This is a genomic window from Nocardia sp. NPDC047654 (genome assembly GCF_043205035.1).
GTDB lineage: Bacteria > Actinomycetota > Actinomycetes > Mycobacteriales > Mycobacteriaceae > Nocardia.
The window spans coordinates 1,013,019-1,033,087 of sequence record NZ_JBIDDF010000002.1 but is presented as its reverse complement, the minus strand read 5'-3'; the positions used below and the strand labels follow the sequence as shown (position 1 = coordinate 1,033,087).

Annotated in this window: 23 protein-coding genes; 7 read left to right on the top strand and 16 right to left on the bottom strand. The window is 68.6% G+C overall.

All coding sequences use genetic code 11. The features are described 5' to 3' along the window. Window positions 1–28 precede the first annotated feature (28 nt). Entirely contained in the window at window positions 29–862 is an 834-nt protein-coding gene (locus ACGF7Y_RS13295; RefSeq protein WP_393232980.1) for an ABC transporter permease, read from the top strand. A gap of 125 nt (window positions 863–987) precedes the next feature. Here the strand turns inward: ACGF7Y_RS13295 and ACGF7Y_RS13290 are convergent, their stop codons facing one another. After that, window positions 988–4,323 carry a BTAD domain-containing putative transcriptional regulator gene (locus ACGF7Y_RS13290; RefSeq protein ID WP_393232977.1) on the bottom strand — a complete coding sequence of 1,112 codons (3,336 nt, stop codon included), beginning with the start codon at window positions 4,321–4,323 and terminating at the stop codon, window positions 988–990. A gap of 132 nt (window positions 4,324–4,455) precedes the next feature. Here ACGF7Y_RS13290 and ACGF7Y_RS13285 point away from each other — a divergent pair, with 132 nt between their 5' ends. Then, on the top strand, window positions 4,456–4,920 hold the full coding sequence (locus ACGF7Y_RS13285; RefSeq protein ID WP_391462018.1) for an SRPBCC family protein: 465 nt from the start codon (window positions 4,456–4,458) through the stop codon (window positions 4,918–4,920). 57 nt (window positions 4,921–4,977) lie between these two features. Next, the gene (locus ACGF7Y_RS13280) at window positions 4,978–5,847 is read left to right on the top strand and encodes a 1,4-dihydroxy-2-naphthoate polyprenyltransferase (protein ID WP_393232974.1); all 870 of its coding nucleotides are present in this window, start codon (window positions 4,978–4,980) and stop codon (window positions 5,845–5,847) included. 56 nt (window positions 5,848–5,903) lie between these two features. Here ACGF7Y_RS13280 and ACGF7Y_RS13275 read toward each other — a convergent pair whose 3' ends face one another. The 5 genes from ACGF7Y_RS13275 to ACGF7Y_RS13255 all read right to left on the bottom strand — a co-directional run bounded on the left by ACGF7Y_RS13275 (window position 5,904) and on the right by ACGF7Y_RS13255 (window position 8,733). Further along, a complete protein-coding gene (locus tag ACGF7Y_RS13275) occupies window positions 5,904–6,287 on the bottom strand; it encodes a phage holin family protein (protein WP_040870356.1) in 384 nt (127 codons plus the stop codon). Window positions 6,288–6,361: 74 nt separating this feature from the next. Further along, window positions 6,362–6,943: a Clp protease N-terminal domain-containing protein gene (locus ACGF7Y_RS13270; protein WP_393232972.1), complete on the bottom strand. Its 582-nt coding sequence runs from the start codon at window positions 6,941–6,943 to the stop codon at window positions 6,362–6,364. Next, window positions 6,943–7,164, bottom strand: coding sequence for a helix-turn-helix domain-containing protein (locus ACGF7Y_RS13265; protein WP_040870358.1), 222 nt, complete (start codon window positions 7,162–7,164; stop codon window positions 6,943–6,945). Before ACGF7Y_RS13265 ends, ACGF7Y_RS13270 begins: the two co-directional genes overlap by 1 nt. Window positions 7,165–7,288: 124 nt before the next feature. Next, the gene (locus tag ACGF7Y_RS13260; RefSeq protein ID WP_393232970.1) at window positions 7,289–8,374 is read right to left on the bottom strand and encodes a PLP-dependent cysteine synthase family protein; all 1,086 of its coding nucleotides are present in this window, start codon (window positions 8,372–8,374) and stop codon (window positions 7,289–7,291) included. Further along, complete coding sequence (locus ACGF7Y_RS13255; RefSeq protein WP_062968238.1) at window positions 8,371–8,733, bottom strand: DUF4229 domain-containing protein; 363 nt, start codon at window positions 8,731–8,733, stop codon at window positions 8,371–8,373. The genes ACGF7Y_RS13260 and ACGF7Y_RS13255 overlap by 4 nt, the downstream gene beginning before the upstream one ends. A 184-nt stretch (window positions 8,734–8,917) precedes the next feature. Between ACGF7Y_RS13255 and ACGF7Y_RS13250 the strand changes: the two genes are divergently transcribed. After that, window positions 8,918–9,127 (top strand): BldC family transcriptional regulator, encoded by a 210-nt coding sequence (locus ACGF7Y_RS13250; protein ID WP_040783886.1) that lies wholly within the window; start codon window positions 8,918–8,920, stop codon window positions 9,125–9,127. Window positions 9,128–9,245: 118 nt separating this feature from the next. Next, window positions 9,246–9,452 carry a hypothetical protein gene (locus tag ACGF7Y_RS13245; RefSeq protein ID WP_393232968.1) on the top strand — a complete coding sequence of 69 codons (207 nt, stop codon included), beginning with the start codon at window positions 9,246–9,248 and terminating at the stop codon, window positions 9,450–9,452. A gap of 200 nt (window positions 9,453–9,652) precedes the next feature. Here ACGF7Y_RS13245 and ACGF7Y_RS13240 read toward each other — a convergent pair whose 3' ends face one another. Further along, window positions 9,653–10,261, bottom strand: coding sequence for a hypothetical protein (locus tag ACGF7Y_RS13240; RefSeq protein ID WP_040870361.1), 609 nt, complete (start codon window positions 10,259–10,261; stop codon window positions 9,653–9,655). A gap of 308 nt (window positions 10,262–10,569) precedes the next feature. On the opposite strand from ACGF7Y_RS13240, the gene ACGF7Y_RS13235 reads away from it, so the two are divergent. Further along, window positions 10,570–11,214 carry a hypothetical protein gene (locus tag ACGF7Y_RS13235; protein WP_393232965.1) on the top strand — a complete coding sequence of 215 codons (645 nt, stop codon included), beginning with the start codon at window positions 10,570–10,572 and terminating at the stop codon, window positions 11,212–11,214. A gap of 125 nt (window positions 11,215–11,339) precedes the next feature. Here the strand turns inward: ACGF7Y_RS13235 and ACGF7Y_RS13230 are convergent, their stop codons facing one another. Further along, the gene (locus ACGF7Y_RS13230; protein WP_393232963.1) at window positions 11,340–11,810 is read right to left on the bottom strand and encodes a hypothetical protein; all 471 of its coding nucleotides are present in this window, start codon (window positions 11,808–11,810) and stop codon (window positions 11,340–11,342) included. Window positions 11,811–12,063: 253 nt separating this feature from the next. Here ACGF7Y_RS13230 and ACGF7Y_RS13225 point away from each other — a divergent pair, with 253 nt between their 5' ends. Then, entirely contained in the window at window positions 12,064–12,348 is a 285-nt protein-coding gene (locus ACGF7Y_RS13225) for a hypothetical protein (protein ID WP_393232960.1), read from the top strand. 64 nt (window positions 12,349–12,412) lie between these two features. Here the strand turns inward: ACGF7Y_RS13225 and ACGF7Y_RS13220 are convergent, their stop codons facing one another. From ACGF7Y_RS13220 to hemL, 8 genes are all read right to left on the bottom strand, one after another. Further along, window positions 12,413–13,066: a Uma2 family endonuclease gene (locus tag ACGF7Y_RS13220; RefSeq protein ID WP_393232957.1), complete on the bottom strand. Its 654-nt coding sequence runs from the start codon at window positions 13,064–13,066 to the stop codon at window positions 12,413–12,415. Window positions 13,067–13,206: 140 nt separating this feature from the next. Next, window positions 13,207–14,172, bottom strand: coding sequence for a c-type cytochrome biogenesis protein CcsB (gene ccsB, locus ACGF7Y_RS13215; protein WP_393232954.1), 966 nt, complete (start codon window positions 14,170–14,172; stop codon window positions 13,207–13,209). Window positions 14,173–14,174: 2 nt separating this feature from the next. Then, window positions 14,175–15,821, bottom strand: a complete 1,647-nt coding sequence (locus ACGF7Y_RS13210; RefSeq protein ID WP_393232952.1) for a cytochrome c biogenesis protein ResB — start codon at window positions 15,819–15,821, stop codon at window positions 14,175–14,177. Continuing rightward, the gene (locus ACGF7Y_RS13205) at window positions 15,818–16,654 is read right to left on the bottom strand and encodes a cytochrome c biogenesis CcdA family protein (RefSeq protein WP_393232949.1); all 837 of its coding nucleotides are present in this window, start codon (window positions 16,652–16,654) and stop codon (window positions 15,818–15,820) included. The genes ACGF7Y_RS13210 and ACGF7Y_RS13205 overlap by 4 nt, the downstream gene beginning before the upstream one ends. 40 nt (window positions 16,655–16,694) lie before the next feature. Continuing rightward, a complete protein-coding gene (locus ACGF7Y_RS13200; protein WP_393232947.1) occupies window positions 16,695–16,949 on the bottom strand; it encodes a hypothetical protein in 255 nt (84 codons plus the stop codon). Further along, the gene (locus ACGF7Y_RS13195) at window positions 16,946–17,587 is read right to left on the bottom strand and encodes a TlpA disulfide reductase family protein (protein WP_393232945.1); all 642 of its coding nucleotides are present in this window, start codon (window positions 17,585–17,587) and stop codon (window positions 16,946–16,948) included. The genes ACGF7Y_RS13200 and ACGF7Y_RS13195 overlap by 4 nt, the downstream gene beginning before the upstream one ends. After that, entirely contained in the window at window positions 17,584–18,231 is a 648-nt protein-coding gene (locus ACGF7Y_RS13190; RefSeq protein ID WP_393233172.1) for a histidine phosphatase family protein, read from the bottom strand. Before ACGF7Y_RS13190 ends, ACGF7Y_RS13195 begins: the two co-directional genes overlap by 4 nt. Before the next feature lie 341 nt (window positions 18,232–18,572). Further along, window positions 18,573–19,910: a glutamate-1-semialdehyde 2,1-aminomutase gene (gene hemL, locus ACGF7Y_RS13185; RefSeq protein ID WP_393232942.1), complete on the bottom strand. Its 1,338-nt coding sequence runs from the start codon at window positions 19,908–19,910 to the stop codon at window positions 18,573–18,575. Between the last annotated feature and the right edge of the window lie 159 nt (window positions 19,911–20,069).

Sequence of the window (20,069 nt, the reverse complement as noted above, 5' to 3'; positions counted from 1 at the left end):
GCCCGCGCACGCCGATAAGGAACCCAGCATGACCACCATCACCACGACCGAGGCGCGCCATGCCGCGCCGACGAAGATTCCCGAAGTCAGCAACCACGTTCCGCTGGGCCAGGCGGTATCGAATTCGTTCACCATGGCCTACCGCGGCCTGCTGAAGATCAAGCACAAGCCCGAGCAGCTGTTCGACGTGACGATCCAGCCGATCCTGTTCACCGCCTTGTTCGCCTACATCTTCGGCGGCGCCATCGGCGGCAGCGTGCACGACTACCTGCCGGTCCTGATCCCCGGCATCCTGGTGCAGACCGTGGTGCTCACCTCGGTGGTCACCGGCACCCAGTTGCGTGAGGACATGGACAAGGGCGTCTTCGACCGGTTCAAGTCCCTGCCCATCGCCCGCATCTCGGCGCTGGCGGGCGCGCTGCTGGCCGACATGGTGCGCTACGTCATCGCGACCGTGCTCACCATCGTCGTCGGCGTCGCCATCGGCTATCGCCCGGAGGGCGGTGTGCTCGGCGTGGTCGCGGCGGGTCTGGTCATCGTGGTCTGCTCGTTCGCGATCAGCTGGATCTGGGCGCTGGTCGGCGTCACCGGCAAGAGTGCCGCGGGCGTGCAGGGGATCTCGATGATGATCATGTTCCCGCTGACCTTCATGTCCGGCGCATTCGCCATGGTGAGCACGATGCCGGGCTGGATGCAGGGGCTCAATCACGTGAACCCCGTGTACTACATGGTGAACGCGTGCCGCGGATTGATGAACGGCGCCGGTTTCGGCGGCGACCTGGCCTGGTCGTTGATCGGCGCGCTGGTCGTCATCGCGATCTTCGCACCGCTCACGGTCAAGGCGTACATGCGGCGGGCGTGAGCCTTCTCCACACACGAGCAGGCCGGGTGACGACTGTTACCCGGCCTGCTTTATTTCGTACGACACCGGAATCCCCCGCGCACGCCAGAACGTCGGCGAAGAACGAATGACGTAAGCGAAGACCGTCAGTGGGTGGCCCTCAGGCTGTGAAGCATTCGCATGATGCGGTCGGCGGATTCACCGCGGCGCAGGTGGCCGAGGCTGCGGCGGGCTTGCGCGACCTGGTCGGCACCGAGCTTCGCGATCGCCGCGTCCAGGTGCCGTTGCCAGCGCATGGAGGGGAAATCCTGACGGCAGAAGACGTTCGGCGCCAGCATCAACAAGTCAAGACCCGTGCCGACCTCGCGGTCGACGGCGATGAGATACGACCCGACCGCGCAGGCGACACCGCCGATCTGCGGCAGGTCCCGGTACTGGGTCATCATCGGCACGGTGAGTTCGGCCAGCTGTACGGCCAGGACCGCGCTCGAGCCGACGCCGCCGTGGAGTACCTGCGCGGCGAGCGCCGCGGCGGCGAGCATCAGGGCGCCGGGTCCGGGACCGAGCGCCTGGTCCGGCCAGCCGAACAGCTCCAGTGCCCGCTCGTAGCGCGCGAAACCGCCTGCGGTGTCACCCATCGCGAACGCCACTTCCGCCGAACTCTGCATCACCGTGGACAGCAGCCGATTCTGTCCGAGAGACGAGGTGTCCAGGTCCGGCGTGCCCAGCGCGAGGTCGAGTTCCCGCCGGGCCTGCTCCAGATCGCCGGCACCTACCAGCGAAGCCACCAGCAGGCTGCGGATCTCCACCGTGTCCTCGTAGGCGCCGAGCCGCTGCAGCAAGTCGAGCGAGCGGCGGTAATAGGTCACCGATTCGGCGTACTGGGCGATCTGTCCACAGACCTGTCCGAGGTGCCTGCTCACCATGGCCACGCTCCAGACGTTCTCGTGTCCGAGGACCTCCAGCGCCTTCATCGCATCGATGGTGGATCCGCGCACGTCGCCGAGGTTTTCCCGAATGTTGGCCCGCAGCAACAGCGCCGTGCCCCTGGTCTCCGGATCGGCCGAACGCGCCGCCTCGGCGAGCAGCCTGCTGAGTCCGCGCGCATCGGCTCTGGTGAGCACCACCCGGGCGATGAATCGGCTGTTCTCGCTGAGTTCGACGGAGCGACGAAGCAATCGGCGCACGCGCAGGCGCAGCACGGCGATCTCCCTGGCGCTGCCGTTGGTGTAAGCGAGATGCAGGAACGTCATCTGGTAGGTGACGAGCACGAGGTCCGGACGCGGACCTTCCTGGCCGAAGTCGGCCGGCTCCAGTTCGATGACCCGCTGGGCCCAGGCGATCACTTCCATATGCGATCCGCGGATCACCCACAGCGTGGCGACGACCGGGAACACCGTGTAGGCCGTCGCCGCGTCCCGTCGTTCGATGCCACAACGCAGCGCGGCGAGCAAGTTGTCCAGCTCCGCCGCCACGGAGAGGGCGAGGTGAACCTGATCGCCGGTCATATACCGGCTCGCCGCGTCGTCGGCGTAGTCCTTGGCCCACCGCATCATCCGGGTGTCGACCGCGTCCGGCTCCCCCGCCGTGGCGGCCAACTGCTCTTCACCGAATTCCCGCACCGTCTCCAGCATGCGATAGCGGGTGCCGAGCAGGTCGTCGTCCAGCACGGTGAGCAGCGATTGGTTGACCAGACCGTCGACGGCCGCGGCGACATCGGTCACGTCGGCTCCACCGGCGACCGCCTCGGCGGCCGAAAGCGTGAAACCGGCCGGGAATCGACACAACCGGCGCAGTGTCGCTTGCTGTTCGGTATCGAGCAGGTTCCAGCTCCAGTCGATCACCGCGTGCAGCGTGCGATGCCGTTCGGGCGAACTGCGGTCGCCGTGGCGCAGCAGCGCGAACCGATCGGCCAATCGCTCGTTGATCTCCTCGACGCTCATCACCCGGACACGGGCGGCGGCCAGTTCGATGGCCAGCGGCAGCCCGTCGAGCGTGTGGCAGAGCTGGGCGACGATCTCGGGGTCCAGCCGGGCCGCCGGGCGCACGGCCCTGGCACGGGCGGCGAACAGCTCGGTGGCGGGTGAGCCCGCCGGATCGATGGTCAGCGGCGGCAACGGATACACGGTCTCCGCGGTGATCGTCAGCGGCGATCGGCTCGTGGTGAGCACGGTCAGCCGTGGCGCGACGCCGATCAGGTCGGCGACCACCACGGCGACCGCGTCGACCAGATGCTCGCAGTTGTCCAGGATCAGCAGCATCGAGCGCGCCGACACCGCGTCGCGCAACCGCCTGCGCAGATCGACCGTCTGCCCGGCGCGCAGCGCCGCCGCGTCGAAGGTGACCTCGCTGAGCCCGAGCACCGCGGCGATCGCCGCCTCGATCTCGACCCTGGCGTCGCCTCCTTCGGCACGCACCGAGGCCAGCTCCACCAGCGCCACCGGGCGGGTGCGCGCCACCCGCGCACCGAGCTCGTTCGCGACCCTGGTCTTGCCCGCGCCGCCCGGGCCGAGCACGGTCACCACCCTGGAGTCGTCCAGCAGATCGGTGAGCGCGGCGAGATCGTCCGTCCGGCCGAGCAGCGCGTTGGGGGCGGCGCGCAGACCCATCGCGGCGGGCTGCGATTCCGGGGCCGCTTCGGCCGAGGGCGTGGAAGTGGCCGGGGACCCGGATCGGTAGCCCGCGCTCGCCACCGGCGTCGTGGCACGCGGCGACGCGGTGGGCCCGATCGGCTCTCCGCGCAGGATCGCCGTATGCGCCGCGGAAAGCGCCGGTCCGGGATCGGCGCCGAGCTGGTCGGCCAATCGCGAACGGAAGGCCGCGAACGATTCCAGCGCCTCGTTGCTCCGTCCCGAGGTCGCGAGCAGACGCATCAGGGTCAGCTGCGCGGGCTCGTCCAACGGGTCCGCGGCGGCGCGCAGCCGAGCCAGGTCCAAGGCGCCGTCGATGTCACCGCCGCCCTCGCGTGCGGCGAGTTCGAGCTCATCGAGTTCGGCGCTTCGCCGCCCGGCCGCGTGGCGTAACTCGTCGGCGAGGTCACCCGGTGGCAGGTCGGCGCCGGGATCCCCGCGCCACAGCACCCGCGCGCTCGCGATCTGCGCCAAACATCCGGAAAGGTCACCCGCGGCGTGCAGCTCGCGCGCCCGCGTGACGCGCTCGCCTACCGAGGACAAATCGACCTGTTCGGCGGCGAGCGTCAACCGGTAGCCCGCCGGGCCGATTTCCAGCGCGCCCTCCGGCAGTGCCGACCGCAGCCGGGAGACCTGGGTGTGCAGCGCGTTCATCGGCGACCGTGGCGGCTGTTCGCCCCAGACATCCTCGATCAGGGCGTGCGCGCGGCGGCTGCGGCCGGGCCGCAGCGCGAGGGCGGTGAGCAGCAGCCGGGATCGCGCGCCGGGCAGCGGCGTCAGCAGGCCGTCACGGCGCAGCGCGACCTCGCCCAGCAGGGCCACCACGACCGATTCGCCTGCGGGCGTCGTCACTGCTCGACTGTGGCCGTGCGGGCCGCTGCGCTCCGGAAACATCCCGCGGTCATCGTAGGCGAGCGGACCCGACGCGGCCGACACGATTTTTTTGCCGGGACTGTGCGCGGTCGGTGGCATAGTCTGACCCCCATGGCTGAGTTCGAGGTGGTCCGATCGGCCGTGGTCACGGCCGAGCCCGCGCGTGTACACAGGCTGATCAACGATTTCCACAAGTGGGTCGAGTGGTCGCCATGGGAGGACCTCGACCCGCAGCTGCAGCGCAGTTATTCCGGCGCGGACTCCGGTGTCGGCGCGCGCTACGCCTGGAGCGGCAACCGCAAGGCCGGCGCGGGCAGCATGGAGATCATCGGCAGCGCCGACCGCGAGATCGGCGTTCGCCTGGATTTCCTGAAGCCGATGAAGGCGACCAACATGGTGACCTTCATCCTGGACCCGGTCGAGACCGGCACCGAAGTGACTTGGCGGATGACCGGCAGGCAGACCGGCCTGATGGGCGTCATCGGCAAGTTCATCCCGATGGACAGATTCGTCGGCCGGGACTTCGAAAAGGGGCTCGCGCGGTTGCAGCAGGCGGCGACGACCGAAACGGCCTGATCGCCGCGCGCGAGCTGAGGGCGGGCCGTGTCCGAATGCGCCCATTATGCTGCGGACATGGCTACTGCAGCGCAATGGATCGAGGGCGCGCGACCCCGTACCCTGCCGAACGCGATCGCCCCGGTGCTCGCCGGAACCGGTGCAGCCGCGTCCCTCGACGGTGCGGTGTGGTGGAAAGCGATTCTCGCGCTGCTCGTTTCGCTGGCGCTGATCATCGGCGTGAACTACGCCAACGACTACTCCGACGGCGTCCGCGGCACCGACGACGTCCGGGTCGGCCCGTTGCGCCTGGTCGGGCAGAAGCTGGCCTCGCCCGGCGCGGTGAAGACCGCCGCGATCGTCAGCCTGGTCATCGGCGCGGTCTTCGGTCTGGTGCTGGTGTTCACCAGCGCGTGGTGGCTGCTGCTCATCGGCGCGGCCTGCCTGGCGGGGGCCTGGTACTACACCGGCGGCAGCAACCCGTACGGCTACAGCGGATTCGGCGAAGTGGCGGTGTTCGTCTTCTTCGGCCTGGTCGCGGTGCTCGGCACCCAGTTCGTGCAGGCGGACCGGATCGACTGGGTGGGCGCGCTGCTGGCGGTCGCGGTGGGCGCGTTCTCCAGCGCCGTGCTCGTCGCGAACAACCTGCGCGACATCCCCACCGACACCGAATCCGGGAAGGTCACGCTCGCGGTGAAACTCGGCGACCCGCGCACCCGCACGCTGCACCTCGCGTTGCTCGCCGTGCCGTTCCTCGTGACGTTGGCGCTGGTCGCCCGCACACCGTGGGCACTGGCCGGCTTGATCGCGATCCCGCTCGCGGTGCGCGCCAACGCGCCGGTGCGCGGCGGCAAGGGCGGCCTGGAACTGATTCCCGCGCTGCGGGATTCCGGACTGGCCCTGCTGGCCTGGTCGGCGGTCACCGCGCTCGCGGTCGGGCTGGGCTAGCGCGCGTGCCGACCGACGCGGCCCGGTGACGAGTTCCGCACGAGCGGCGTGGCGAACTAATCCTCGTCCGGCACCAGGATGCCGAGCACCCAGTTCACGATCGAGACGATGATGCCGCCGATCACCGCGGCCCAGAAACCTTCGACGCGCAGGCCGTAATCGGTGAACGCTTCGGTGATCTCGGCGGTCAGCCACAGCATGAACGCGTTGATCACGAGCAGGAACAGGCCCAGCGTCACGATCACCAGTGGTAGTGACAGCAACTTCACGATCGGCTTGACCAGCGCGTTCACCACCGTGAACACCGCGGCCACCGCGAGGACGACCGCGATCTTGGCGCCGTTGCCGCCTTCGGGAGCGAGGATGTCGATCTTGTCGACCCAGAAGGCGGCCAGCCAGATGGCCACCGCGTTGATGATCAACCGAATCACGAGCTGCATGGCCCAATGCTAGGCCCAGGGTGCGGACATGCGCCGCTGGAAGACACGAACTCCGCCTGCGCATGTCCGCGGGCTCAGGCCGCACGGTCGAGCAGGGCATGCACCTTGGGGCGCAACTCCTTGATCACGGTGGGCCCGCCGAACAAGCGCACCGTCGTCTCGTTGGGGGCGCGCATGATCCCGAGCAACATGTGCCCGGATTCGATGCTCTTGTCCTTGCGGCCGAGCGCCTCCCGCAGGGAGAGCTCGAGCACTTTCTTCGCTTCTTTGGTGAACGGGATGTGCCCGTAGTACCCCCCGCGACCCCACGGGAACGATCCACGTCGCGGATCCGGCGCGGCGCGGTCGAGCGCGTCCTCACCGAAATGCGCTTCCAGTGACTCCCGGACGGCGTCCAGATCGATGCCGATGGACCGCAATGCCTCGGCATCCTCGGGTCCGAGGGGAACCCCATTCCCCTGCTCGGCCAGCGCGCGGCGCACGCCGTCGCGCGTGAGTCCCGCCTCCGCGAGCAACGCCGCCAATTCCGGCTCGGCTTGGCCGAGCAATCCGAGCAACACGTGTTCGACCTCGATATTCGACGCGCGGAGTTCGCGCGCGTCCTCCTGGGCGACGACGATCGCCGTGCGCGCCGACCTGCTGAACCGTTCGAACATCAGCGGCTCCTGCCTTTCCGGTTGTATTTCTGATGGACCGCCTGCTTGCTCACCTCGAGCGCTTCCGCGATCGCCTGCCAGGACCAGCCCTGGGCACGGGCGTTGGCCACCTGGATCGCTTCGAGACGTTCGAGCAGCCTGCGTAGCGCGAGCACCGCGCGCAGCCCGACCTTGGGATCGGGGCTGCCCGCGGCGGCCGCCAGGGTGGTTGCTTCTGTCATGTCGTCAATTTTTATTGACGCCCCCGCGCGATGTCAACAAAAATTGACATGCGATGGCATAGCAGAGCCCGATTCCACGCTCGGCGAACAAGAAGGCTTCGCGCTCAGGCGAGGCTTGAACCGATCAGGCGTCCCAGATTCCGGTCGCCACGAACTTCTCCAGGACGGCGGTGGGCTCGGCGAGATCCAGCCCATGGGACGCGACCCACGCATCGTCGAAATACGTTCCGGCATAACGGTCTCCGCCGTCACACAGCAGGGTGACGACGCTGCCGCCGCGCCCTTCGGCGAGCATCTCGGCGATCAGGGCGAACACGCCCCACAGGTTGGTCCCGGTCGATCCGCCGACCCGGCGGCCCAGCCGCGCGCTCGCGAACCTGGCCGCCGCGATGGACGCCGCGTCGGGCACCTCGAACATGCGGTCCACCACCTGGCCGACGAACGAGGGCTCGACCCTCGGGCGCCCGATCCCTTCGATCCGCGAAGGCATTCCGGTCTGGTAGCCCGCGTCCCGCGTCTCGTAGCCGCCGTAGAAAGCGGAGTTCTCCGGATCGACCACGGCCAGCTTCGTCGCATGCCTGCGATACCGGATGTAGCGGCCGATCGTGGCGCTGGTGCCGCCCGTGCCCGCGCCGACCACGATCCATTCCGGCACCGGATTGGCCTCCAACGCCATCTGCTGGAAGATCGACTCGGCGATGTTGTTGTTGCCACGCCAGTCGGTGGCGCGCTCGGCGTGGGTGAACTGGTCCATGTAGTGACCGCCGCATTCGGCCGCCAACCGCGCCGCCTCGGTGTACATGTCCGGCGGGCGCCGCACGAAATGGCAGCGACCGCCCTGCGCCTCGATCAGCGCGATCTTCTGCGGGGAGGTGCTCGCGGGCATCACCGCCACGAAGTCCAAGCCGAGCAGCTTCGCGAAGTATGCCTCGCTGACCGCGGTCGAACCGGAGGACGCCTCCACCACGGTCGTCCCCTCCGTCACCCAGCCGTTGCAGATGGCGTACAGGAACAGCGAGCGGGCCAGGCGGTGCTTGAGGCTGCCGGTGATGTGCGTGGACTCGTCCTTGAGGTAGAGCTGGACGTTCCACCCGGCGGGTAGCGGGTAGCGCAGCAAGTGGGTATCCGCGCTGCGCTGGGAGTCGGCGTCGATCAACCGCACCGCGTTGTCGACCCAGTCGCGCGGTGCGGTGTGATCGCAGGACTTCACGAAGACGTCCCCGACTCCGGCGGGGTGGGCGGCTCGTCGCCGCGCAACCGCGCCCGTAGCTCGGCCTTGTCGCGGCGCCTGCGCTCGTCGACCACGGCGATGTCCTCGTTGACCTTGGCCCGCAGCCGCTTGAACAGGGCCAGTGACAGCGGCATCGCGATGATTAGCGCGAACAGGGCCGCGACCACCAACGGAATGTCCACCGACACCAGTCGCGCGGCCAGCACGATCACCGCGGTCAGCACTACCACGAGACCCAACCTGGCGACGGTGTAGAGGGCCAGATTGCGGGCCAGCCGACGACCTGCGCCAGCCGTTTGCTGTCCGGAAGCACCTTTTGGTGGAGTTGCGTCACGCACATCCCTCAGCCTATGCGAAGCTGTTGCCCGCCCCCGGTGCACGCCCAATGCCGGGGGTGGGGCGCGCATCCGATTTGTCTATTACCTCCCCTTTACCAACTGTAGGTGGTTCGAGTACCTAGGGGTTTCAGTGCGACGATGGCGCCATCTGATGAGGGAACTGTCGAGAACGGAGAGGTTTGCTATGACTGCGATCACCGTCGGCGGCCAGGACACCCTGCTGACTCCGGGCCAGGTTGCTGCCCTGTTCCACGTCGACCCCAAGACCGTGACGCGCTGGGCCCACGCCGGGCGCCTCGGGTCGCTGCGCACACCGGGCGGACATCGCCGGTTTCGCGAATCGGAAGTACTCCAGCTGCTCAAGTCGCTGACCACCGAGGCGACCGCACGCTGATCGCAGGGCACGCGGGCCCGTCGTGCTCGGGTCCGCGCTCGCCCGCAGACCATTTTCTGCGTCTGCGGTGTGCGGGAGTCACGTCCGCGGCTACCCTCGTAATCAGGAGGTGAGCGACGTGACGTACCTGTTGGCACTCATCGCGGTGGTGGCAATAGCGGTGTTGTGCTGGAAGGCGTTCGGCCCCGAGCGGACTGGACCCACTGCCCCGCAGACCCGTTCACCACAGCGCAAGCGCATCATCGGACCCGACGACGACCCGGAGTTCCTCTGGCGACTATCTCGCCAGCACCGCGACGGCGAGTCCGGTTCCGCCGAGCGCTGATCGTTCGCAGTACCCGCGCGATAGCACGCGTCCAGCGATATCCGGCGTTCGCGCGTTCTCTTTGTTCCGCGTATCAACCGTGGCCGTTCCGCCGGGGGGAACTCCCTCTCCCTCGTCGGACACCACGGCGATCGACACCCCGGTCCGGGTGTGGCAGGCGCGCTGCGGTGCGCCTGCCACACCCGATCCGCGGGTACCGATCAGGGTTCGCCGTTGACGACCGCCATCAGCGCGTCCATGAACGGCTGCCCGCCCTGGATGGCTCCGCCCGCGATCGCGCCGACGACCAAGCCGATCGGGCCGGTGATGATGCTGAAGAAGCCCAGGCCGATCAGGGCCCCCAGCAGTCCGCCGAGCAGCGCGCCGCCGACCACGCCTACGACGTTCTGGTTCAGTTCGGCGATCAGCCGGTTCATCGAGCTGATCGGCTGCATCTCGCCGATCTCCTTGGCGTCCGCCTTCGGGGTGAGCGCGAGACGCCGTCCGCTGTCGGAGATTTCGTGCGCCACCGAGAGCTTGCTGCCGGAAACCTGGAAGGTCAGCGGCACTTCGGCGACCACGGCTCCGGTATCGGAGGTCAGCTTGATCTTGGTGCCGTCATCGACCACCGCGAAGGTGCCGTGCTCGACGGCGGTGCTGATGGCCCCGGTCTCGCGCGAGACCGTGGTGCGGTAGTCCACCCCCTGTTCGACACCTGCTGTCGTGATCTCTCGATCCGGTTCTACGGGTTGCGCGTTCGCGGCCCCCGCCGTGATGCCCACTGCGGCAACCGCACCGAGCGTAATGGCGGCAATAGTGCCGAACTTCATTCTGGAATTCCTTCTCACCGAGACACCGGCTCCGGAGGCCGGATGGCGTGTGACTGTACAGCGCCCGTGACTTGTTTCCAGATCTGGCGGTCGGCACACACGATCGAGCAGTTCGTTATCCAATTGTGATCACAATAGCTCCGATGCGCGCACGCAGGTGAATTCCCAGGGCGGATCGCTATGCCTGGGAAGCAAAACTCGACGCGGACGTGCCGCGTAGTGTAAGCATGGCGTGGTCTTCAATCCGCAAGATTCACAACTTCGAGTCGCTAGGTGGGTCGAAGGGTTCACAGCTCTGGAGGACGTACGTGTCGCGCCAACGTGTCCGCGCCGGTATCACCCTGGCCGCCTTCATGGTCGGGACCGGACTGGCGGCCACCCTCGTGGTCGTCGCCGCGCTATCGATGTCCGGCCCCGCCGAGGAGCCGGCCGCAGCCGCCCAGACCGCCACCGCACCAACCACATCGACGCCTCCGCCGACGACCGAGGAACTGCCGACCACCACCGAGCCGCTGCCGACCACCTCGGCGATGCGTGGCGCGTCGAACAAGAGCGCCACCAGCCTGCAGGTGAGCATCGGCGACTGCGTGCAGCTCGGCGGCGCGGGCGGGATCGACAAAACCGCTTGTGGCAGCCCTAACTCCGTCTACAAGGTCATCGAGAAGGCGCCCGCGAACGCCGCGTGCCCCACCGACGCCGACCACACCTACAACGAGACCCTGCACGGGGCGACACAGGCCGCGCTGTGCCTGGACATCGACTGGGTAGTCGGCGGCTGCATGGAACTGACCCCCGGCAATCCCAAGCGACTGGATTGCGCGGCCCCCGCCCCCGGCGCGGTCCGGGTGATCGACATCAAGCAGAACACCGTCGACGTCAACGCCTGCGGCTCGGCCGACAGCGGAATCGTCTACCAGCAACGGCATTTCGTCGTCTGCGTCGCGCGACTCTAGACCCACCCGACTGCCGCAGCACGGGCGTCCCGTAGGCGCTTGCGCGGTTAGTTAACAGACATGCGAAGTCTCGTGTCTCGTAGGACGATGGACTCGTAGCGTTATCGGTTCCGCTGTGGGATATTTCAGCGCGTTGCCGACCGGAGCTTTGCGCGCATCGTGAACCGGAGGCGGTCCCGCGCAATTCTGGCACAAACTCTGAAAATGTTTTCCTCCAGATTGTTCCCGCGCAAAGACGTCAATAAAAACCACAGCATTCCGGGAAATACCATTCCGGGTACGCACCGGTACGGGTTGCGGCGTTCAGTGATCCCGAGCGCCTTCCCACAGTTCGCCACCGCCGTACCGGCAATGCCCTCGCAACCTGCGTGGGCGGCGAGAACCTCGGCGGTGTAGACCGACGGCACCGTGGTGATCAGCGCAATCAGCTTGTTATCCGCCGCTTCCCGTACCAGATCGACGTCGGCAGAAGACATCCGCCAAGGTCTGAGCTTCAACTCGCCTGCTACTGCGTCCAATTCCGGCACTCGACGTTTCCCGGCCGACTCCGAGTTCCTCCGCACCAGAGGATGATTGCCGAGCGCGATCGCGACCACGAACGCAGATCGTTCGGCAGCACATATGCATCGAGCCTGATGAAGCTGCGTTTGCAACTATCGCGGATCGTCGATGACCCCATCCGCCGGATGACGGAAAGGAAGCCCACCTCGGGGGAATCGGCATACCGCAGGGGGTGGGTGGCCGTGCACCCTTGGTGTCCTTTCCGCGCATTCCCGTGTCCATGAGGCTGGACAGCGTCATCACGACAGCGGGACCGCCCCGCCACACGAACACCGAGGAGCACACCACATGATGCGAAACCACCGCTCGACCCGCCGCACCCATCGGCTCGCCCGCGCTCTGGCGATCGCCGCCGCACCCGCCCTGCTCGGTATGGGTCTGGTGACGGCCGGTGTCGCCCAAGCCGGTCAGGACCACAACCTGGCGAGCTGTTCCTGGCCCGATCTGGCGTGCGGCCCGCAGGCGAATCTGACCCCCGGCGGACAGACCAACCTGAACCCCGGAAGGCAACCCGACCACAACCCCGGCCCTCACCGGCCTCACTCCCGGATCATCGGCGCAGCAGCCCTGTGACCGATCGCGGTGTCGGCATGCGTGCGCACACTGGCGTGCCGCGTCAATGTGCGAGCCGATCTCCTCAGTATTCGAGTTCGGCCCACGGAATGCTGATCGGGAACGGAAAGTCGAACTCGACGCCGTCCGGGTCCCGGTGGGTCCACTCGGCCGCGAGGATGTAGTTGGCGGCGCGAAGCGGGTGAACCCCGTCCGGAAGCTGCGCATGGCCGATGTCGAGACCGTAAGCGCGGACGGTGGCGATCGCGCTGACCTCACGGGCCAGCGTCACCTCCCAGTACCACGGGATGCCCGAGCCGGCGTACCGCCCCTTTTCGGCTTCGATGTCGGTCTGCGGGTTGCCGGGCGACAGGACCTCCCCGACCAGGACGACGTCACTGCCGCGCACATCCTGGTAGGCCGATCCGAGACAGCGGTGGACCAGGAAGTCCGGTGTCAGGAAGTTGGACTTGCCGGTGTGACTTAGAAATACGTTCGTCTCGGTGGTGACGCGCCAACACTGTTCGGGATTGTCGGACATGTCCTTCCGAGCACAGCGCTCTAGTGTGGCCCAGAGCCGGTTGGAGAAAGTCTGATGCTCGGCAGGACCGCGACGCAACCAGACCACACGACCGTCCCACAACTCGATCCGCTCCGCGATCTCCTCGGGGAGTCGCTCCAACTCCTCCCATGTCATGTACTCAGGGAGGTCCGAGTGTTCTACATCCGGAACGGACATGCCGCAATGGTAACGGGGCGGCACTGCCCCGACGGATGGCTGTTTCCCCGGCAGGCGCCACGGAGCCGGCCGCTGCCTTCCCACTTGCCCAGCGACCCGGACGAGCCCGCCGCCGAGCGCCGGAAGGCGCGGGTAAAGCCTCAGTTCAGACCGGCGTAGGAGTGCAACCCGCTGATCACCATGTTGATGATGAACAGATTGAACAACATCGCGACGAAGGCGGCGATGTTGATCCAGGCGGCCTTGGTGTCGCGCCAGCCGGAGGTGGCTCGGGCGTGCAGGTAGGCGGCGTAGAGGACCCAGGCGATGAAGGAGCAGGTTTCCTTCGGGTCCCAGCCCCAGAAGCGGCCCCAGGCGGCCTCGGCCCAGATGGCTCCCAGGATGACGCCGGCGCCGAACAGCGGGAAACCGATGATGGTGGCCTTGTAGGCCAGGCGGTCCAGGGTGCGGGCGTCGGGTAGGCGGCGGGCGATGACGCCGAGGACGTTGTCGGACTCCTGGCCGTCCGGCTGGCGCAGACGGTAGAGGAACAGCATGCTCGCCACGCCCGCGAACAGGAACACGCCGCTGCCCACGCTCACGATGGTGACGTGCACCGGCAGCCAGAACGACTTCAACGCGGGCACCACGGGCGCGGCGTCGGCGTAGAGCACCGTGCCCGCGAGGAACAGCAGGATCAATACCGGGACGAGCAGGAACGCCCACATCGCGCGGTAGCGCTGTTCGCGCAGCAGCACCACCCCGACCAGCACGGCGGCGGCCGTCGCCATGGTGACGAACTCGTACATGTTGCCCAGCGGGAACCGGTTGGTCGCGAAGCCGCGCAACACGATCGCGCCGACGTGCAACGCGATGGCGACCATCAGCACCGAGAACGCCATGTTGCCGAGCCGCTCCGACAGCGGCCGCCGCGCGGGCTCGACGACCCGGCCGGGACCCTGCGGTGTCGGTCCGCCACCCACGCTCACCAGTTCACGCTCGCTGACCTGGCGGCTGCGCGCCGTCGCGTACTGCCAGATCAGCAGCACCAGCACCAGCGCGTACACCACGATCGCCGTCTTGAACGCGAGATCGCTGTACCTGGCGATGGTTTCGTCGATCGGCATGGTCACTCTCCCGTGGTCTCGGCGTGCTCGTCGAGCAGGCGGGCGCGCAACCGGTCGAACTCGCCGCCCCAGCCCGCCTGGTCGGTCCTGGCCAGCCCGCCCATCTCTACTACAGTGCGTCGTTTATCAACGGTACCGGCCGTGTCCTCGGCCGGGTAGACCCGCACCCAGATCCGCCTGCGCTTGATCAGCAGCGAGACCAGCAGGCCCGCCATCATGAACAGCGCGCTCACCAGCACCCACTTCTGCGCGGGGTCGTGCGAGACCTGGAGATTGACGAACTCCTGCGCGCCGTCGAAGGTGACCTTGGTGCCGTTCGGCAGCGTGGTCGACTCGCCGGGGCGCAGATTGACCCTGGCCTCCTTGGCCAGCCGGCCCTGTTTGACCTGCTCGGGGTCCAGCGCGAACAGCGACTGCGGCTTCCCGGTATCCAGGCCGGTGTCGCCGCGATAGATGTCGACCGCGACGGCGGGATCGTTCATCGCGGGGAACGCCGAGGTCAGCAACGACCCGTGGAACATCGCCGTGGGCGCGAACAACCCCTCGATCGCGATCTGGTTCTTGCGGCGCTCCTCGTCGGTGGCGTACATGCCACCGGGCGGGTCGATCCGCAGCACACCGCTGGACAGGAATGTGGAGGCGTCGTCGGGACGCCACTGGATGGACTCGGTGCGGGTCCGGCCGTTGGGGAAAGTGACCGTGAAGGTCGGCGCGTAGCCGTGACCTTGCAGGTAGAGCCGGTCGCCTGCGACGCGCAAAGGGTGGTTGACCTGCACCCGGGTATCGCGCCAGGCGTTCGTCCGCAGGTCGTCGCCCGCCTGGTAGGCGAGGTTCGCGGTGAACATCTCCGCTTGCCCATTGGTCAGGTAGTCGGCTCGGAAATCCTTCACCCGGACGCAGATCGGGGTCATCCCGGTGCCGTCGTTGACGTTGCCCGCCTTGAACGAGTCGAACACCGCGGGCGAGGTGGTGCAGAAGCCGGGGCCGTTGTTCGCCAGCACGATGACGCTGCCCTCGTAGCCGAACAGCTTGCCCGCCGCGATGGCGATCAGCAGCCCGACCAGCGCCAGATGGAACACCAGATTGCCGAGTTCGCGGGTGTAGCCCTTCTCCGCCGAGAGCGCCAGTTCACCCTCGCGGGGGCCGGGGCGGACCTCGGTGCGCCAGCCGCGCAGCTGGGCGCGGGCGTGGTCGACGAGTTCCCGGGGCGACCGCTCGGCCAGACCCGAGTAGTGGTGCGGCAGCCTGGTCAGATTGCGCGGCGCCCGCACCGGCGGTGTGCGCAGCGCCCGGTAGTGGTCGAGCGTGCGCGGCAGGATGCAACCGACCAGGGAGATGAACAGCAGCACGTAGACGGCGGTGAACCAGAAACTGGAGAACACGTCGAACAGCTCGAAGCGGTCCATCCACGGGCCGAGCGTCGGCCGGTCGGCGATGTACTGGTCGACCTTCTGCTCGTTGAGATTGCGCTGCGGCAGCAACGCGCCGGGAATCGCGGCCAAGGCGAGCAGGAACAGCAGCACAAGGGCGGTGCGCATGCTGGTGAGCCCGCGCCAGGTGTTGCGCAGCAATGCCCAGGCCCGTCCGGGCAGGGATTGGCGCGGCGGCCGCTCGGCGCTTTCGATCGTCGGGTGGTCGGTCACGGTCATATCGGCAAGGTCACCTCGGAGACGAACGCGTCGCGCACCCAGGCGACGAACTGGTCCCACGCCCCGGTGACCAGCGCGGCGCCGACCGCGACGAGCAACAGGCCCCCGATGATCTGGATGGTGCGGGAATTGCGGCGCAGCCACCCCACCCCGCGCAACGCGCTCGCCGAACCGAAGGCCAGCACGACGAACGGCAGACCGAGTCCCAGACAGTAGGCGACGATCAGCGCGACCCCGCGCACCGCCGTCGTCCCGTCGGTGCCCGCGGCCACGGCCATGACGCCGGAGAGCGTGGGGCCCAGGCACGGTGTCCAGCCCAGCGCGAACACTCCGCCCAGCAGCGGCGCGCCCATGATGCTGGTGAGCCTGCGCGGCTCCATCCGGGTGTCGCGCTGCAACGCGGGCACCAGGCCGATGAAGACCAAGCCCATCAGGATCGTCACCACGCCGCCGATGCGTTGCAGCAGTTCACGGTTCACGTTGAGGGTCTGGATGACGCCGAAGACGGTCGCCGTGGCGAGCACGAAGACCACGGTGAAACCGGCCACGAACAAGCCGGCCGCACCCGCGACCCGCATCCGCCCCGAGCGAAGCGACTCGGCGGCGGTCACCGCTCCTCCGGTACGGCCCCCGGTGGCCTGCGCGACGGTGGCGGGCGGCGCCTCGGCGCCGACCAGTCCGGCCAGGTAGGAGAGGTAGCCGGGCACGAGCGGCACCACACACGGCGAGGCGAAGGACACCAGACCCGCGAGCAGGCACGCGCCGAGCGCCAGTAGCAGCGGCCCGGAGGCCGCCGTCTGCTGGAACGAATCACCGACTCCGGCGAGCACCATCACAGGTTCTCCCCGTTATGCGGCGCGGTGCGCGCGAGCGTCACACCGATTCCTCCGGCGTGTCCTCTGGCGGTCGTCCGGCGCCGCGGCGCAACGACACCTTGTGCTCGGTGGCGGTGGGTTCCTCGGCCGCCTCGAATACGGCGAAGTCCAAGAGGGAGTCGGCGGCGACGCTGCGCGGCACGGTGGCGATACCCGCCCACCGGTCGTCGACGGCCCATCCTCCGCCGATGCGTCGGGCGCCCTGCCGTGGCCGGCAGGCACGCAGGTGGCGGGTACGGCGGTCGCGATTCACTGTGATTCCTCCGCGGCGATACTTTCGATTACCGGCTGTAGATCCTCGGCCAGCAGGGACCGCAGGAAGACCGCGGCGACCCGGTGTTGCCGGTCGAGGACGAGCGTGGTTGGGATGACACTGGTAGGGAAATTCCCGCCGAGCGCCAAGAGCGTGCGCATCGACGGGTCGTAGACGGACGGGTAGCCGACCTTGTTGTCGACCACGAAATCCTGGGCCTTGTCCTGTTGCGGATCGCGGACGTTGATCCCGAGGAATGCGACGCCTTTGTCCTTGGTCGCCTCGTAGACCTGCTCCAGGGCGGGCGCCTCGGCGCGGCACGGACCGCACCACTGGCCCCACAGGTTGAGCACCACGACCTTGCCCGCGTAGTCCTCGACCGAGGTGGTCTTGCCCGCCGTCATCAGGTCCGGACCGGCCAGTTCGCCGATGGTGCCGCGCGCGGCGGGCGGGTCGTAGCGGATGTCGGTCTTGCCGCCGGGCGAGACGAATTCGAAGGTGCCGCCCGAGGCCACCGCGTCCGAACCGGTCGAACAACCCGCGAGCGCGGCGATCAGCGCCACGCACGCGAGCAGAACCGGCAGCGCCCGCCCGGTGCGCACCGAGGGCGGGAGGGGGAACGCGGTGGAGCGGGTCATGCGCCGTGCACCGACGGGTCCGAGCCGCCCGCGGGCTCGGAGTAGACGATGTCGACGAGCGTGTCGCCGTGGTAGACCAGCGAGGTCAGCGACGCGAGCGAGCACTGCCGCTGGCGCGGGTCGTGCCAGAGCCGCTGCCCCTGTAGGAACCGCCGCAGCGTCCACACCGGTAGCTGGTGCGAGACCAGCACCGCCTCCCGCCCGGCCGCTTCGACCCGGGCTTTGTTCACCGCGGCCAGCATGCGGTGCGCGATCTGCAGGTAGGGCTCGCCCCAGGACGGGGTGAAGGGATCGCGCAGCTTCCACCAGTGCCGCGGCTTGCGCAGCGCTCCGTCCCCGACCGACACGCGCAGGCCCTCGAAGGTGTTGCCCGCCTCGAGGAGGTTCTCGTCGGTGCGGACGATGACGTCGTGCTGCGCGGCGATCGGCTCGGCGGTCTCCTGGGCGCGCTGCAACGGCGAGGCGATGACCAGCGCGATGTCGTGATCGGCCAGGGTCCGCGCGACGGCGGCGGCCTGCGCGCGCCCCGTCACCGACAGGCTGAAGCCGGGCAGGCGGCCGTAGAGGATGCCGTTCGGGTTGTGCACCTCGCCGTGCCGCAGCACGTGCACGATCGTCTCGATGGCGGCGCCGCCGTCGTGCACCCGCTCGGCGGCGCTGATCCGGCCCTCGGCGCGCTCGACCGGCTCGGGGGCCTCGTCCTCCGCCGGGCCCTCGGGGACCTCTTCTCCCCCGGCCTGCGACGTCGTCCCCGCGGCCGCTGCGAAGTGAGCGCCCGCGTCGACCAGGCTGGATGCCACGGGCTCTGTGGTCGCGGACCGGGTCGCGGCGGCGAACTGCTCACCCGCGTCGATCACGGTCGCCTCCGCGACCGGGTCGATGACCGATGCGACGGCGACCGCGCCGTTGGTCGCGGTCACGTCCGGCTCGGCGGACGGCTTGGCCGGCTCGCGCCGGTCGGCATCGGGCTGATCGAGGTCGGAGGTCACGCGCGGGATCCTTCGGGGGTGGCGGCCGCCGCCGCGTGCGCGGCGGCGGGCAGGGCGGCAGCGATACGGTCGAACGCGTCCTCGTCGAGCGCCGCGGAGACGAACCACGCTTCGAACGCGCTCGGCGGCGCGTACACGCCACCGTCGAGCAGGGCGTGGAAGAACGCGGGGTAGCGCCAGGTCTCGCTCGCCTTGGCGGCGGCGTAATCGGTGACCGGGCGTTCGGCGAAGAACACGCTCACCATATTGCCTGCGAATTGCACCTGGTGCCCGACCCCCGCGGCACTCAGTGCCGAGCCGAACAGCTCGCCGAGCCGCTGTGCGTTGCGGTCGAGTGCGGCGTAGACCGCGTCGTCGGCCGCCCGCAGCGTGGCGAGGCCGGCGGCCACCGCGACCGGGTTGCCGGACAGCGTGCCGGCCTGGTAGACCGGCCCGAGCGGCGCGAGGTGGTTCATGATCTCGGCGCGTCCGCCGAACGCGGCCGCGGGCAGTCCGCCGCTCATCACCTTGCCGAAGGTGTAGAGATCGCCCGCGACGCCTTCCCGGCCGAACCAGCCCGCACTGCTGACCCGGAAGCCGGTCATCACCTCGTCCATGACGAGCAGCGCACCGTGCTCGGTGGTGAGCGCGCGCAGGCCCGCGTTGAAGCCGGGCAGCGGCGCGACGGCGCCCATGTTGCCCGCCGCCGCCTCGGTGATCACGCAGGCGATCTCGCCGGGGTTCGCGGCGAAGGCGGCGGCGACGGCCTCGAGGTCGTTGTAGGGCAGCACGATGGTGTCGGCCGCCTGCGCACCCGTCACCCCCGGGGAGGTGGGCAGACCGAGCGTGGCGACGCCCGAGCCCGCGTCGGCGAGCAGCGCGTCGACGTGACCGTGATAACAACCGGCGAACTTGATGATCTTGGTACGGCCGGTGTAGCCGCGGGCCAACCGGACCGCGCTCATGGTTGCCTCGGTGCCGGAGTTCACCAGCCGGACCCGCTCCACCGGCGTGACCCGGCGCACGATCGCCTCGGCGAGTTCGATCTCGGCTTCGGTCGGCGCACCGAAGGACAGGCCGCCGCTCGCCGCACGGCGCACCGCCTCGACGACCGCGGGGTGCGCGTGGCCGAGGATCATCGGCCCCCAGGAACAGACCAGGTCGACGTACTCGTTGCCGTCGGCGTCGACGAGTGTGCAGCCGGCGGCCGAGGCGATGAATCGCGGTGTGCCGCCGACGGATCGAAATGCCCGCACCGGAGAGTTGACGCCCCCCGGAATCACCGAACTCGCCCGGTCGAAGAGCTGAGCGGAAACCGGCACGGTCGCACTGGTCACGCGCGGAGAAGAACTCACGCGTTCCAGTCTCGCAGCACCGGAAAATCGGTTCGACGACAGGGTGTAGTGCAGTGATGCAGGCCGCAGCCGCCTGGCAACACGCCGAGGTGAGGTTCGCGCGAAATTCGATCGCTGGACGGTTGCCGGTGCGTAGTCTCAGCTCACATTCGTCCATCG

Excerpts from the sequence above, each read along its gene's own strand:
- ACGF7Y_RS13295 (WP_393232980.1), top strand. The coding sequence starts at position 29 with ATGACCACCATCACCACGACCGAGGCGCGCCATGCCGCGCCGACGAAG.
- ACGF7Y_RS13285 (WP_391462018.1), top strand. The coding sequence starts at position 4,456 with ATGGCTGAGTTCGAGGTGGTCCGATCGGCCGTGGTCACGGCCGAGCCC.
- ACGF7Y_RS13280 (WP_393232974.1), top strand. The coding sequence starts at position 4,978 with ATGGCTACTGCAGCGCAATGGATCGAGGGCGCGCGACCCCGTACCCTG.
- ACGF7Y_RS13275 (WP_040870356.1), bottom strand. The coding sequence starts at position 6,287 with ATGCAGCTCGTGATTCGGTTGATCATCAACGCGGTGGCCATCTGGCTG.
- ACGF7Y_RS13270 (WP_393232972.1), bottom strand. The coding sequence starts at position 6,943 with ATGTTCGAACGGTTCAGCAGGTCGGCGCGCACGGCGATCGTCGTCGCC.
- ACGF7Y_RS13265 (WP_040870358.1), bottom strand. The coding sequence starts at position 7,164 with ATGACAGAAGCAACCACCCTGGCGGCCGCCGCGGGCAGCCCCGATCCC.
- ACGF7Y_RS13250 (WP_040783886.1), top strand. The coding sequence starts at position 8,918 with ATGACTGCGATCACCGTCGGCGGCCAGGACACCCTGCTGACTCCGGGC.
- ACGF7Y_RS13240 (WP_040870361.1), bottom strand. The coding sequence starts at position 10,261 with ATGAAGTTCGGCACTATTGCCGCCATTACGCTCGGTGCGGTTGCCGCA.
- ACGF7Y_RS13225 (WP_393232960.1), top strand. The coding sequence starts at position 12,064 with ATGATGCGAAACCACCGCTCGACCCGCCGCACCCATCGGCTCGCCCGC.
- ACGF7Y_RS13220 (WP_393232957.1), bottom strand. The coding sequence starts at position 13,066 with ATGTCCGTTCCGGATGTAGAACACTCGGACCTCCCTGAGTACATGACA.
- ccsB (WP_393232954.1), bottom strand. The coding sequence starts at position 14,172 with ATGCCGATCGACGAAACCATCGCCAGGTACAGCGATCTCGCGTTCAAG.
- ACGF7Y_RS13210 (WP_393232952.1), bottom strand. The coding sequence starts at position 15,821 with ATGACCGTGACCGACCACCCGACGATCGAAAGCGCCGAGCGGCCGCCG.
- ACGF7Y_RS13205 (WP_393232949.1), bottom strand. The coding sequence starts at position 16,654 with ATGGTGCTCGCCGGAGTCGGTGATTCGTTCCAGCAGACGGCGGCCTCC.
- ACGF7Y_RS13195 (WP_393232945.1), bottom strand. The coding sequence starts at position 17,587 with ATGACCCGCTCCACCGCGTTCCCCCTCCCGCCCTCGGTGCGCACCGGG.